The sequence below is a fragment of the Aquabacterium sp. J223 genome (assembly GCF_024666615.1).
In the GTDB taxonomy this organism is placed as follows: domain Bacteria; phylum Pseudomonadota; class Gammaproteobacteria; order Burkholderiales; family Burkholderiaceae_C; genus J223.
This window is the reverse complement of sequence record NZ_CP088297.1, coordinates 1,021,001-1,035,082: the sequence shown is the minus strand read 5'-3', so window position 1 is coordinate 1,035,082 and position 14,082 is coordinate 1,021,001. Positions and strand designations below refer to the sequence as shown.

At 65.9% G+C, this 14,082-nt stretch carries 10 protein-coding genes; all 10 read right to left on the bottom strand.

Annotation, left to right across the window (positions count from 1 at the left end; all coding sequences use genetic code 11):
• Positions 1–39 precede the first annotated feature (39 nt).
• The gene (locus LRS07_RS05025; RefSeq protein ID WP_260500897.1) at positions 40–1,524 is read right to left on the bottom strand and encodes an ArnT family glycosyltransferase; all 1,485 of its coding nucleotides are present in this window, start codon (positions 1,522–1,524) and stop codon (positions 40–42) included.
• A 4-nt stretch (positions 1,525–1,528) separates the two neighbouring features.
• The gene (locus LRS07_RS05020; protein WP_260500896.1) at positions 1,529–2,530 is read right to left on the bottom strand and encodes a glycosyltransferase family 2 protein; all 1,002 of its coding nucleotides are present in this window, start codon (positions 2,528–2,530) and stop codon (positions 1,529–1,531) included.
• Between the two features lie 111 nt (positions 2,531–2,641).
• Positions 2,642–2,992, bottom strand: a complete 351-nt coding sequence (locus LRS07_RS05015) for a CzcE family metal-binding protein (protein ID WP_260500895.1) — start codon at positions 2,990–2,992, stop codon at positions 2,642–2,644.
• Between the two features lie 112 nt (positions 2,993–3,104).
• A complete protein-coding gene (locus LRS07_RS05010; protein ID WP_260500894.1) occupies positions 3,105–5,681 on the bottom strand; it encodes a heavy metal translocating P-type ATPase in 2,577 nt (858 codons plus the stop codon).
• Positions 5,678–7,081: a heavy metal sensor histidine kinase gene (locus LRS07_RS05005; protein ID WP_260500893.1), complete on the bottom strand. Its 1,404-nt coding sequence runs from the start codon at positions 7,079–7,081 to the stop codon at positions 5,678–5,680. The genes LRS07_RS05010 and LRS07_RS05005 overlap by 4 nt, the downstream gene beginning before the upstream one ends.
• Positions 7,078–7,758 carry a heavy metal response regulator transcription factor gene (locus tag LRS07_RS05000; protein ID WP_260502042.1) on the bottom strand — a complete coding sequence of 227 codons (681 nt, stop codon included), beginning with the start codon at positions 7,756–7,758 and terminating at the stop codon, positions 7,078–7,080. The genes LRS07_RS05005 and LRS07_RS05000 overlap by 4 nt, the downstream gene beginning before the upstream one ends.
• A gap of 31 nt (positions 7,759–7,789) precedes the next feature.
• Positions 7,790–8,212, bottom strand: a complete 423-nt coding sequence (locus tag LRS07_RS04995) for a hypothetical protein (RefSeq protein WP_260500892.1) — start codon at positions 8,210–8,212, stop codon at positions 7,790–7,792.
• Positions 8,213–8,249: 37 nt separating this feature from the next.
• A complete protein-coding gene (locus LRS07_RS04990; RefSeq protein ID WP_260500891.1) occupies positions 8,250–9,218 on the bottom strand; it encodes a cation diffusion facilitator family transporter in 969 nt (322 codons plus the stop codon).
• Between the two features lie 10 nt (positions 9,219–9,228).
• Complete coding sequence (locus LRS07_RS04985; RefSeq protein ID WP_260500890.1) at positions 9,229–10,896, bottom strand: phosphoethanolamine transferase; 1,668 nt, start codon at positions 10,894–10,896, stop codon at positions 9,229–9,231.
• Entirely contained in the window at positions 10,893–14,072 is a 3,180-nt protein-coding gene (locus tag LRS07_RS04980) for a CusA/CzcA family heavy metal efflux RND transporter (RefSeq protein WP_260500889.1), read from the bottom strand. Before LRS07_RS04980 ends, LRS07_RS04985 begins: the two co-directional genes overlap by 4 nt.
• Positions 14,073–14,082: the final 10 nt, after the last annotated feature.

Genomic DNA, 14,082 nt, shown 5'->3' with positions numbered 1-14,082 from the left:
TTTCAGTACAGGCGCGCAAAGCGAATAGCGGGGCCGCAGTCACCGTTGTGCTGCTGCATAAATTGGGCGGAAGAAAAGCCGGTAGTTCCCCGCGTCGCCTATGGTCTGCAGGCATTCAGCAGCCGCGGCGGGCAATTGCCCCAGTGTGGGATGGGGTACCGCAACGAACATTTCGGACTGTTGATGTTCGGTCAGCAATTGCCGTGGATCGGTCACTTGCATTGCTTGCCCTCGGGAGTAGAAGGCTGCCGAGAACATGCGATGCTGAACGAAGATAAGCGGAATCTCTGGACGCTGTTGTGCTTGGTACAGCCGCTGCACAGCGCGTGCTGACCTTGCCTCCGCGCGGCCGCCAACCGTCAGGTTCAGCAGGACGCCGCCGAACAGCAGCGTCGCCGCGAGCGTCCCGGCAAAGAGCGTTCGGCGCGCCGCGGTGTCGTTGCCGGCGCCCAGCCAGACGGCAGCCAAGAGCGCCAGCGGTGGCAGCCCGGGAAGCACGTAGGTCCACAAGATGTTTCCCGACCCCGTGAAGAACACACCAGGCGCAAGACCGCAGATGAGCAAGTACTTGACGAAGGGGCGTTGAGATGCGGGAGCACCTTCTGGTGACGTCGGACGGTCAAGGCGACGTGCACGCCAAGCTGCGATTGGCAGCACCACGCTCCAAGGGAAAATCGCTCCTGCAAAAAAAAGCCAGATCGCACCGCGTGGAAACGCATGCGCAGAGCCGTACCGATCGCCCTGCCAACCGCTTTCGGCGAACCGCTTCCAGTGCTCGCCGACAAGGAAGTAATCAAGGAAACCGGGCGTGCGGACCTCGGCAATTGCATACCACGGCGATGCCGTGGCGACGAGCAGCGCGCCGCCACGCAGCCATGGCACAGCGTGCCAAGCCTCGCCCATTTTTCCTGTCCACAAGGCCCAGATGCCAACCGGCACAAGGATGAGGACCAACCCCACCGGGCCCTTCGCCAGAAGAACGATCCACAGGCCGGCGAAGATCAGCCACGCCTCGCGTCGCCGGTGTTCGACCGGTCCATGTAGCGCGAGCCAAAAACATCGCATCGACAGGACTGTGCCCAGAGACAACGCCATGTCGGTCGTCATTGCGCCGGACACCACAATGAAGAGGACGGTGCCCGAGAGCAACGGCAGCACGTAGGCAGGGCGGCGCATGCCAGCCCGCCGCGCCCAGTCGAATGTCAGGGCGAGGATTGCCATCGCCGCCAGAAAGTGCGGCAAGCGCACTGCAAACTCGTTGAAGCCCAGCACCCGCATGCTTCCCGCGGAAAGCCAGAACGCCAGCGGTGGCTTTCCCCAGAATGGCAGGCCGTCGGTGAACCATGGCGTCACCCAGTCGCCAAGCACGGCCATCTTTCGCGCGATCTCGCCATAGCGTCCTTCCGTGGTATCCATAAGCGGATAGGCGGCCAAGGACACCAGCCTCATCAGCACCAGCAGGAGTAACGTGTAGGTGGCAGCGCCGCCAAGTGTCCTCTGCGCTTCTTTCCAAAGACGGATCATCTTGTCAGTCGGTCTGGCGGGCCAGGGCTGTTGCAGGGCGGTAGGTGTCGATCAAGTAGATCGGACGCCGCTTGGTCTCCGTGAAGATTCGCGCCACATATTCCCCCAGCACGCCGATGCAGAGCAGTTGCAACCCGCCCAGGAACAACAGGCTGACGATCAAGGTCGGGAAGCCCTGGACCGTATCGCCCACCCACAAGGCCTTGGCCAAGAAGAACATCGCGTAAGCGAAAGCGCCGCCCGCGCTGGTCAGGCCGAGCCATGTGGCCAGCCTCAGCGGTGCAGCCGAGAACGCGGTGACCCCATCAAAGGCAAGACCGACGAGCTTGAAGAGAGGCCACTTGGTCTTGCCGGCGGCGCGACCGGGACGGTCGTATTCGATCGTCACCTGGGGAAAGCCGATCCAGGAAAATAGGCCTTTCATGAACCGGCCGCGTTCCGGCAACTCGTTCAGCGCGTCAACGGCACGGCGGCTGAACAGACGGAAATCACCCACGTTGCGTGCAATCGGTACGTCGCTGACGCGCTCCATGAGGCGGTAGAAGGTGACGGCGGTCGTGCGTTTCCACCAAGGTTCGCCCGATCGTTGCCGGCGCCTCATGTTCACCACGTCTGCGCCACTGCCCCATGCAGAAATCATGGCCGGAATCAGTTCAGGCGGGTCCTGCAAGTCAGCATCAATGATGACCACGGCCTTCCCGCCAGCGAGCCGCAACCCGGCACTCATTGCAGCCTCCTTGCCGAAATTTCGGGTCAGGCGCACGTACCCCGTCCTCGGGTCTTTCGCCTGGAGCTGCTGCAGCAGCTGCGGCGTGTGGTCGGTACTGCCGTCGTCGACGTAAATTACTTCGTAGCTCACGTCGGCACCCGTCAGTACCGCGCTCAATCGACGCTGGAACTCATCCAATACCGCCTGCTCATTGAACACAGGAACCACGACACTCAACGTCACGGTGGACAGCGAACCGGCCGTCAGAATGCTGAAGTGACTCACCGACTGGTCCATCAGCGACGGGCCGGTGAAGCGAACTGCGTTGAATCCGGGGCCCAAGGGGCACACAGAGCGCGTCGTGTCCGCTTCACAAGCTGACGACCGCGGGCCCTTGCAAACCGGAGATCAATTGACTGCCAGTGGATTTGCTTGCACATGGATGGTCGCCTTCGTCGAGGGAAAGCCGCCGGGGGCGATCTTGGTCACGGGAACCGATAATCCATCCAAGCCATTGAAAGTCCACGAGAACTGCATCCCACTGGGTACTTGGAAGGTCACCGTGTCGCCATAGGCCACCGTCAGGCTCTTCAAGGTGGACACATCCACGACCCGAGCCGAAGGCGCGCCAGCCGCGGCCGGTTGACCGTACTTCGACTGGCCGTTGCGGAAGACATCAGTGCCCATGGCCATGCCGTGAAAGGGCAGCGCAGTGGCAAGGGTCAGCGCGGCAACACGAAAGATTCGAGAGGTGTTCATGACAGTCCTTTGGGGTAAGGGGTTGGCTCTACAAGCCCGCATTGATCGGGTGGAAGAAATGTAGAAACCGGGCCCTGACGGCACATGAACGCACAGATGACCGTTGTGTCATTCAGATGGACGACGTGCTGATCCCCGCTGACGGCCCCTCCTCCAGTCGGCGCTCCTCGAACGCCAACAGCCGCAGCGCATTGACCACCACCAGCAGCGTCGAGCCTTCGTGGAAGAGCACCGCCACGCCGATGTTGAGACCGAGGATGGTGGCCGGTATCAGTAGCGCGACCACGCCCAGGCTGACCCACAGGTTCTGCTTGATGACGCGGCTGGTGGCGCGGGAAAGGCCCACCGCCAGCGGCAGTTGCGCCAGGTCGTCGGCCATCAGCGCGACATCGGCCGTCTCCAGCGCGACGTCGGATCCGGCAGCCCCCATCGCGATGCCCACGGTGGCGTTGGCCATGGCCGGGGCGTCGTTGACGCCGTCGCCGACCATGGCCACCTTGCGCTGGGCGCCGCGCAGTTTCTTGATCGCGTCGACCTTGTCGTCGGGCATGAGGTCGCCCCGCGCCTCGGTCAACCCGACCGACTGGGCCACTGCATCGGCCACGCGTTGGTTGTCACCGGAGATCATGATCAAGCGCTCGATGCCCAGCCCCTTGAGTGCTCGCATCACCTGCGGTGCGGAGGACCGCGGCGTGTCCATCACGCCGAGGATGCCCAGGTAACGGCTGCCGTGGCGAACCAGCATCGTGCTGCGCCCCTCCGAGACAAGGCGGTCGTTCGCCGCCATCATGTCCGGCGGAATCGGCGGCCCGGCGACCTCTCCAAACAGCGCGGCCTTGCCGATGTGGACCACCTCGTCGTCAAGCCGTGCCTGGACGCCCCGGCCGGTGATGCTCTGCACAGCGCGCACTTCGAGCGCAGGTCGATCGGCGCCAAGCCGCTCCTGCGCCCCCGTCACGATGGCCGCGGCCAGCGGGTGGTCGCTGTGCTGCTCCACGGAAAGCGCCACGGACAGCAGTTCCGCTTCACTCGACTGGCCGGACGCCACGACGTCAGTGAGGCGAGGCCTGCCCTCGGTGAGCGTGCCGGTCTTGTCGAAGGCGATGGCGGTCAACGTGCCCAGGTTCTCCAGTGGTGCGCCGCCCTTGACCAGCACGCCGCTTCGTGCCGCGCGCGCCACACCGCTCAGCACGGCGCTCGGCACCGAGATCGCCAGGGCGCAGGGGCTGGCCGCCACCAGCACGGCCATGGCCCGGTAGAAGGTGGCGCTGAAGGGCTCGTCCACCACCAGCCCGGCCCCGAGCAGCAGCACAACCAGGATGAGCACGGCCGGAACGAAGACCTTCTCGAATCTGTCGGTGAAGTTTTGGGTCGGCGAGCGTTGCGTCTGAGCCTCGGTCACGAGTCGGACCACCCGCGCCATGGTGGATTCGCCCGAGCGCTTGGCGACCATCATCTCCAGGGCACCTGAGCCGTTGACGGTGCCGGCGAAGACCCGGTGCTCCGGCGCCAGTCGATCGAACGAGGCCAACGCGGCTTCGGGGTCAGCAACAGGTTGCTTGTCCACCGGCAGGCTTTCGCCGGTCACCGGCGCCTGATTGACGCTGCTGGTCCCGAGCACCACGATGCCGTCGGCCGGCAGCCTTTCGTTCGGCTTCACCAGCACCACATCGCCCGGGTTCAGCGAGGCGACACCCACCTCCACGACTTGGCCGTTACTGCGCACCAGCGCCCGCTCGGGCGCCAGCTTCGCCAGCGCCTCGATGGCCCGCTTGGCACGGCCCATTGCATAGTGTTCGAGCGAATGGCCCAGGCTGAAAAGGAAGAGCAGCAGCGCGCCTTCCGCCCATTGACCCAGCGCCGCGGCGCCGGCCGCTGCCACCACCATCAACGTGTCGATCTCGAAACGGCGGGCGCGCAGGTTCTCCAGCGCCTCGCGCACCGTGTAGAAGCCGCCGAAGCCGTAAGCCGCAACAAAGAAGCCCAGGGCGATCGAGCCGGAGATCAGCTGCGTGCGCTCCAGCAGCCAGCCCGCCAGCAGCAGGGTACCGGACAGCAGCGAAAAGATGAGCTCGGAGTTGGCACCGAACACCCCGCCGTGGTGGTGGTCGTGGTCCTGGTGGGACGGCTCGTCCGCATGCGAGTGGTCGTGTTCGTGTCCGTGTCCGTGCTCGCCCTCGGCGTGGTTGTGTGCGGATGCGCGGTGTTCTGGCCTCGTTGGCATCGGGCTCGCCATCGCGCCGGCATCCACCAGCCGCAAGTCGAAGGCACGCAGGCGCTTGTGCAGTTCCCCGTCGGGCAGAACGGTTCGGTCGTACTCCAGCCGTGCGGCGCCCGCCGGCGAGGCATCGGCTTCCAGCACCCCAGGCATTGCGCGCAACTGGTCTGCGAGACGCCTCGCGCCGCGGGCGTGCGTGGGCCCGTGCTCCGCCGTCACATGCCCATAGCGCTCGGTCAGCCCCGCGCCGGTGTTCAGCGCCAGTTCCCGCACCTTGCGAAGCGGCACCTGCGCGGGGTCATAGTGGATGCACAAGCGAGGCTGGTCGCCCTCGACCTTGACATGCGCCTTGTCGATGCCGGGCTGGCCCTGGAGCGCCGTGGTCAGGCGCTGCACACAACCGTCGCGCTCATCCGAGACTGAAGGCAACACGATGGAGAGCTCGAGGCTCAGTCGCTGCGGATCGCTCATACTGCGACCTCCTGGTTGGTTCGGGAGTCGGACCATTCGGCCGGAATCGGCTGGCCGGCTGCGTCGGATGGCGCTGCCGACCGCCGAAGACTGAAACCGACCACGGTGCGGCCTTGCGCGGACCGCGCGAAGCCGCCGCCACCGTGCATCCGCGCAATCGCCGCCACGATGGACAGTCCCAGACCATGGTGGCGATCAGCGTTCTCGCGGGAGTGTTCTGCCCGGTAGAAACGATCGAAGATGCGATCCAGTCGGTCGGCCGGAACGGTGTCCCCCTCGTTCTCCACCTCGACGTGGATTTCGTCCCGACGCGTGGACACCACCAGCTTCACCACCGACCCGGGCCATGCATACCGGGTGGCGTTGGACAGGAGGTTCGACACGGCACGCTCGATCAACGATGCGTCAACCGCCGCTGCCGATTCTCCTTGTATCTCAAGCGTCAGCGACCGCTCGGCCAGCGGAGCTTCGTGCAACGACGCCACACGCACCAGCAGTCGCGACAGGCTGGCAACGGGCGCCCTGCGCGCCTGGGTGCCATGGTCCGCATGAGCGAGGAACAGCATGTCCTGCACGATGCTGGCAAGCCGCTGCAGTTCCTCGAGGTTGCACTCCAGCGCCCGGCGCAGTTCCTCCGCCGGCCGCTCCCGGCGCAGCGTGATCTCCGTTCCGCCGATCAGCGTGGACAGAGGCGTCGCCAGTTCATGGGCGACGTCGGCGTTGAAGGCCTCGAGCCGGTCGAAGGCGAGCTGCAGCCGATCCAGCAGTTGGTTGAACTGCTGCACCAGCGGTGCCAGCTCTTTCGGCTGGGCCGATCCATCCAGACGACGATCCCGCGTCTGCGCCGACAACGCACGCGTCTGGTCGGCCAGCCGGCTCACCGGCTGCAATCCCCGACGCACCAACACCGACCCGCCCGCCGTGATCAGCAAAGTGCCGACTCCCGCCGCGGCCGCCAGTGCCGCGGCCAGCAGGTTCAGCGTGGCCATGTCGGCGCTCACGTCCAGCGCCAGCTGAATCGGCCAGGCCGCAGCGCTGACGTTCGGTGCCGGCAATCTGAAGTCGAGCAGCCGTTGCGTCTTCCCCAGGCCATTGCCCGACCACCGAAAGAACAGACTCGCGTCGTCGCGCAGCACCTCGACCGACAGCAGGGTCTGGCCGACCAGCATGTCGCCGAGCTTGTGGGTCAGCAGACGCTCGTCGCCTGCTTCGCGCGCCTCGCCGAACAGGTGTTCAAGCTGAACCCGCTGGCGCTCGAGCCGATCGCGCTGCTGCACGCTCAGCCCGTGGTGCGCCCAACTGTAGACGGCAGTGCAGACTACCGCCAGCACCGTCAGGCTCAACAGTGCAAGCCGCACCGACAGCCGCCGGGCCAGCGACCGGGGCGCGACCTCCTTCACCCTCGGTCCTCCAGCACGTAGCCAAAACCACGCACGGTGTGCAGCATGGGACGCTCGAAGGGAGCGTCCAGCTTGTGGCGCAGGCGGCGCACCGCCACGTCGATCACGTTAGTCCCGCCGTCGAAGTTCATGTCCCACACCTTCTCGGCAATCTCAGTGCGCGACAGCACTTCGCCTTGCCGGCGCATCAGCAACTCCAGCAGCTGCAACTCCTTGGTGGTCAGGTCCAGCCGATGCCCGGCACGGACAGCCCTGCGCTTGAGCAGGTCGAGCTCCAGGTCGGAGAGCCGTAACGTGGTGTCGGTGACCGCCTGCGTCGGACGGGTTCTCCTGAGCAACGCCTGCAGCCGCGCCACGAGCTCGGAGAACGCGAACGGCTTGACGAGGTAGTCGTCCGCGCCGGCCCGCAGCCCTTCGACGCGGTCGTCGGTGTGCTGCCGTGCCGACAGCATCAGCACAGGAATGGGCTTGACCTTGCGGAGCGCCGCCAGCAGCGTCAGGCCGTCGATGCCGGGCAGCATGCGGTCGAGCAGCAGCAGGTCGTAGTCGCCTTCGGTGGCGAGGTGCAGGCCGTCGATGCCGTTGTTTGCGACGTCAACGACGAAGCCCTCCTCGCTCAAACCCTTGCGCAGGTAGGCGGCGAGCTTGCTTTCGTCTTCGACCACAAGAATCTTCATGGGTGGCAAGACGGGTGCGGCCGGCGATGGATCACTTGAGGGTGAAGCGAACGTTCGTTGGCGCGCCACCAGGCAAGGTCACCTGCCCAGCCACCTTCGTGCCCGGGGCAACCTTGAAGCTGCCCTTGGCCTCCAGTCGCTCGCCGACAGGGCCGAGGGTCACGTCGGCCTTGTCGCTGGCCGACAGCAGCGTGAGCCTGGCGCTGGCGCCCTTCAGGTCCACCGGCTTGCCATGGTCGCTGACATAGAGCGTGAGGCTGTCCGATTTGGCCACCAACTCATAGTTGATGTCCTTGACCACAGTGACCACACCGCCGTAAGCCGGCTTGATCTGATCCGAATGGCTTGCGGCCTTGCCGCCGTGGTCGTGACCCTTATGATTGTCAGCGGCCACGGCGGGCGCACTGCCGGCGCCGAGGCAGGCGAAGAGGAGGGGAAGAAGCAAGGTTTTCATGGAGTTCCTTTCCTAGTTTGAAGAGCGTCGCGAGCGATCAGCCTTGACGTGCGGGCGGATTGCCCGAGGCCGCCTCGGCCCGGGCCGCCAGGGCGGTGCGCGGCTCGGTCCAATGCGGGTTGTCCAGCGCGTCCGGGCAGGGGGTCACCTCGCATTGGAGCGTGACGTGCTGGAGCGTGAAGCGGTCGTGGAGCAGCGTGCGGAGGATCGTGATCAGCTCCTGGGGCACGACCGTGTCCCGGTGCACCACATGCGCGCTCATGCTGGCCTTGCCGCTGGTCAATGCCCAGATGTGGAGGTCGTGGATGCCCGTCACACCCGGAACGTCCAGCATCGCCTGGGAGACGGCTTGCGGGTCGATGCCCTCGGGCACACCCTCCAGCAGGATGTTCAAACTTTCCTTGAGCAGCACCCAGGTCCTCGGCAACACCCACAGGCCGATGGCCACCGCCACCAGACTGTCGACCCACGACCAGCCGGTGTAGCGGATGACCACCGCCGCAACGATGACCCCGATCGAGCCCAGCAGGTCGCTCCACACCTCGAGGTAGGCGCCCTTGATGTTGAGGCTCGCGTCCTTGCCGCTGGCCAATAGGCGCATGCTGATCAGGTTGACGATCAGGCCCAGCGACGCCACCACCAGCATGCCGGTCGACTCGATGGCCGCCGGCCGTTGGAAGCGTTGCCACGCCTCCACCAGGATGTAGATCGCCACGCCGAACAGCAGCAGCGCATTGAAGGCCGCCGCGAGGATCTCGAACCGGTGGTAGCCGAAGCTGCGCTTGAGGTCGGTCGGCCGCCTCGCCACGCGGATAGCGGCCAGCGCGATGGCCAATGCCGCCGCATCGGTGAACATGTGGGCCGCGTCGGAAATCAGCGCCAGGCTGCGCGTCAGGACACCGGCGACCACTTCGGCGATCAAGAAGCCGAAGGTCAGCGTGAAGGCCAGCCACAAGGCCTTCTCGTTGTTGAAGCCGGACGGTGCGTGTTGGTGATTCGAGCCCATGTCGTTGGTCCTATGGTCGGCGGTGTGGGAGCGCCAGCGCGGAAGCCGCCGGGCATTCGGCTTCGCCCCGCGGCGCCGCCAACAGGTCGAGCGCGGCTTGGTAAGCAGAGGAGCGGACGCCGAAGGTGCCCAGCAGCGTGTGGAACAGCGCGTCATGCGTCGCCGGCGACTGCGCCACCTTGCCGAGGCAGGCTGAGTCAGGTGCCAGCCGGGATTGAGCGCCCGCGTTCATCCACATCAGCAGCGGCACATGGAGTTGCTCGTGGGGTGCGATCCAGCGCGGCAGGCCGTGAAGGAAGACGCCGCGTTCGCCGAGCGATTCGCCGTGATCGGACACATACAACAGAAGCACATCGCGCTCTGCAGTCAACCCGTCCAGCCGATCGATCGCACGGGCCAGGGTACGGCTGGTGTAGGCGATGGAGTTGTCGTAGGTGTTGACCAGGCTTTTCGGATCGCACTCCTGCAGGCGGTTGGTCTCGCAGGTGGGCTGGTAGGGCCCGGGGTTGGGGTATCGCTTGAAGTAGGCTGGACCGTGGCTGCCCTGCTGATGCAGCACCACCAGCGCATCGCGTTCGGGAGCTGGCCACTGGGAGGCCGCCACCTCGATCAAGGACTCGTCGAAGCAGACATCGCCTTCCGTGCAGAAGGCGCTGCCGCGCACCGAGCCCGTGGGGACGCGGTCGCACACCCCTTTGCAGCCCGAGTTGTTCTCGATCCAACGCACCTGAACCCCCATGCGCTGCAGGACGTCGAGCACGTTCTCGCGCTGGGCGGCCTGCTGCAGATCGAACCGATCGGCGCCCAGGTCGGAGAACATGCATGGCAGGGAAGTGGCGGTGTCGGTCCCGCAGGACATCACCGATGAGAAGTACACCACCGGTTTGCCGTCCAGCGCCGCATTGGTGGGTCGCGGGTAGCCGCCAAGAGAGAAGTTGTCCGCCCTGGCGGTCTCGCCCACCACGAGGACGACGAGCAATGGGCGTTGGGCGGAGGACTCCCGATACGCATCCGGCGCGATGCGCTCCATCGTCTGGTTGGCGCGAGGCTTCAATGCGCCATACAGTCCTCCCACTAGGTTGGACGGCACCAACTGCAGCCGCAGTTCACGGTGGTTGCGAAATGTCGACGCGTAGACCGGGTAGAACGCGGCCAGTGCGGCCGCCAGTACCAGCACGGTGACCAGCGTCAGGCCGAGCACAGAGCGAAAGCCGCCCACCACCGTCGCCGGTTGAACCGGCAGCCGCCAGAGAAGCGCTGCCGGCAACACGCCTCGGACAAGCACGTCGAGCAACAGACCGGCGCTGAGCAGGTCGGCGGCCTCGGCAGCGTCGGTCTGCAGCACGTTGCGCATCATCGACTTGTCGAGAAGCACGCCCCAGGTGTCGATGAAATGCGCAGCCACGGCCGACACCAGCAGCACCACGGTCCAGACCGGCTTGGCCAGCCGGCCCACCCCCAGCAGGCACAGCACCGCCGTGGCGCAGAGCCACAGGACCAGCGCAAGCGCGATGGTGGCGCCCGCCGCCGATGCAGAGGGGCTTTGGGCGCTCAGAAAGGTGCGCCAGAAGCTCACGTTGTCGGCTACCACGACAAGCAGCCCGACGCCTGCAGCAGCGACGGTCGGCGATGCACCGGCACGCGGCAGGCGGGACCAGTGCCCCAGGCTTGCGTTCATGCAGGTACATCCAACACGGCAGGCGCAGGCGCGCCATTCGCGTCGTCCTCGTCCTCGTCGCGCCGGTGCGCGATCCGGTACAGCACGGGCAACACCAGCAGCGTGAGCGCGGTCGAGGACAGGATGCCGCCGATAACCACCGTGGCCAATGGCCGCTGCACCTCGGCGCCGGTGCCGGTGGCAAGGGCCATCGGCACGAAGCCGAGTGACGCCACCAGCGCCGTCATCAGGACCGGACGCAAGCGGGTGACGGCACCTTCATGGATCGCGTCGTCCAGGCGATGGCCGTTCTCACGCAGGCTGCGGATGAAGGACAGCATCACCAGGCCGTTCAGCACTGCCACGCCGGACAGCGCAATAAAGCCCACCGCGGCCGAGATCGACAGTGGAATGCCGCGTAGCCACAGCGCCACGATGCCGCCGGTCAAGGCGAAGGGAATGCCGGTGAACACCAGCAGGCCGTCCTTGAGGTTGCCGAACATCATGAAGAGCAGCACGAAGACCAGCAGCAGCGAGACCGGCACCACCACCTTCAGGCGCTGGGTGGCCGACTGCAGGTTCTCGAACTGACCGCCCCAGGTCATCCAGTAGCCGCTCTGCAGCTTGACCTGTTGGCCGATGGCCTGCTCGGCTTCCGTCACGAAGCTGCCGATGTCGCGGTCGGCCACGTTGGTGCTGACCACGATCCGGCGCTTGCCATTTTCACGACTGACCTGGTTCGGCCCCGGCGCCAGCGACAGCGTCGCCACCTCGCTCAGCGGGATGAAGCGTTGTGCGTTGTCGGCGCCCTTGGGCAGCGCAATCGGCAGGCGGCGAATCGCCTCCTGGTTGGACCGCAGGTGATCGGGCAGCCGAACCAGGATGTCGAAGCGGCGGTCGCCTTCGAAGAGCGTGCCGGCTTCGCGACCGCCGATGGCGGTGGCCAGCGTATCCTGCACATCCTGCACGTTGAGCCCATAGCGCGCGGTCTTGCTGCGGTCGATCTGCACCGTGAGCATGGGCAGACCGGTGGTCTGTTCGATGTTGACTGCGGCCGCGCCCGAAATGCCCTGCAGCACCCCGGCGATCTGGGTCGCCGTTTCGTTGAGGACGTCCATGTCGTCGCCGAACACCTTGACCGCAACGTCCGCCCGAACGCCCGAGATCAGTTCGTTGAAGCGAAGCTGGATCGGCTGCGAAAACTCGTAGTTCTGTCCCGGCAGCTTGGCCACCTCGGCCTTCACCGCGGCGACCAGTTCCTCGCGGGTCTTGCGGGGCTCAGGCCAGTCGCTCTCCGGCTTGAGCATCACATAGCCGTCGGAGATGTTGGGCGGCATCGGGTCGGCCGCGATCTCGGCCGTCCCGGTGCGCGCGAACACGCGCTCGATCTCGGGGAACTTGGCCTTCAGCGTGTTTTCAAGCTGCTGCTGCATGGTCACCGACTGCGACAGGCTGGTGCCGGGAATGCGCAGCGCCTGGATCGCGAAGTCGCCTTCGTTCAGGCTGGGCACGAACTCGCTGCCCAGGCGCGTCGCCAGCAGTCCGGTGAGCACGATGGTGATGGCCGCAAAGGTCAGCACCAGCGGCTTGGCGTGCATCACCCGCTCCAACAGCGGCTCATAGGCGCGGCGCGCCCAGCCCATCAGGCGGTTTTCCTTCTCGCCGACCTTGTTGCCGATGAAGAGCGCCACCGCGGCGGGCACGAAGGTGACCGACAGGATCATGGCGCCGACCAGCGCGATGACCACCGTGAAGGCCATGGGGTGGAACATCTTCCCCTCGACCCCGGCCAGCGCAAAGATCGGCAGGTAGACGATCATGATGATCAGCTGGCCGAAGATCAGCGGCCGGCGTGCCTCCTGCGACGCAAGGAACACCTCTTTGAAGCGTTCGGCTCGCGTCAACGCACGTCCGTGGTGGGCCTGTGCATGGGCCAGTCGACGCACACAGTTCTCGACGATGACGACGGCCCCATCGATGATGATCCCGAAGTCGAGCGCGCCAAGGCTCAGCAGGTTGGCGCTGATCTTCTGCTGGACCATGCCGGTGAAGGTGAACAGCATGGCCAGCGGAATCACCATCGCCGTCAGCACGGCCGCGCGGATGTTGCCAAGGAACAGGAACAGGATCACGATGACCAGCACTGCGCCTTCGAGCAGGTTCTTCCTGACGGTGCTGATGGCCTTGTCGACCAGCACGGTGCGGTCATACGCCGTCACCGCCTGCACGCCGGCCGGCAAGTTGCGGTTGATCTCCGCCAACCGCTTGTCCACCGCCTGCGACACGGTGCGGCTGTTCTCGCCGATCAGCATGAAGACGGTGCCCAGCACCACCTCGCGACCGTTGTCGGTGGCCGCGCCGGTGCGCAGCTCGCGGCCGATCTCGACAGTGGCCACATCGCGGATGCGCACCGGCACGCCGGCCTCGTTGCGCAGCACCACGTCCAGGATGTCGTCGATGGAGCGCACCTGGCCCGGTGCGCGGATCAGGTACTGCTCACCCTTGCGCTCGATGTAGCCGGCGCCGACGCTGGCGTTGTTGCGCTCCAGCGCGTTCACCAGATCGCCCAGCGTGAGCCCATAGGCCGACAGCTTGATCGGGTCCGGCGCGACGTGGTACTCCTTGGCGAAGCCGCCGATGGAGTTGATCTCCGTCACCCCCGGCACCGTGCGCATCTGCGGCCTGATGATCCAGTCCTGGATGACACGCAGGTCGGTCGGCGTGTAGGGGTTGCCATCCGGCCGCTTGGCGCCCTCCTGCGCCTCCACCGTCCAGTGGTAGATCTCGCCCAGGCCGGTGGAGATGGGGCCGATGGCGGGCGTCACGCCTTGCGGCAATTGGTCGCGGGCGGTCTGGATTCGCTCGTTGACAAGCTGGCGGGCGAAATAGATGTCCGTGCCGTCTTCGAAGATCACCGTCACCTGCGACAGCCCGTAACGGGACAGCGAACGGGTCTGCTGCAGACCCGGCAGGCCGGCCATCACGGTCTCGATCGGGTAGGTGACGCGCTGTTCGGTCTCCAGCGGCGAGTAGCCGGGCGCCTCGGTGTTGATCTGCACCTGCACGTTGGTGATGTCGGGCACGGCGTCGATCGGCAGCCTCTGGTAGCTGAAGACGCCGAGGGCCGCCATGCCCAGCACGCCAAGCAGCACCAGCCATCGTTGCTCGATGGCGAATCGGATGATGCGTTCGAACATGCGGCGCCCT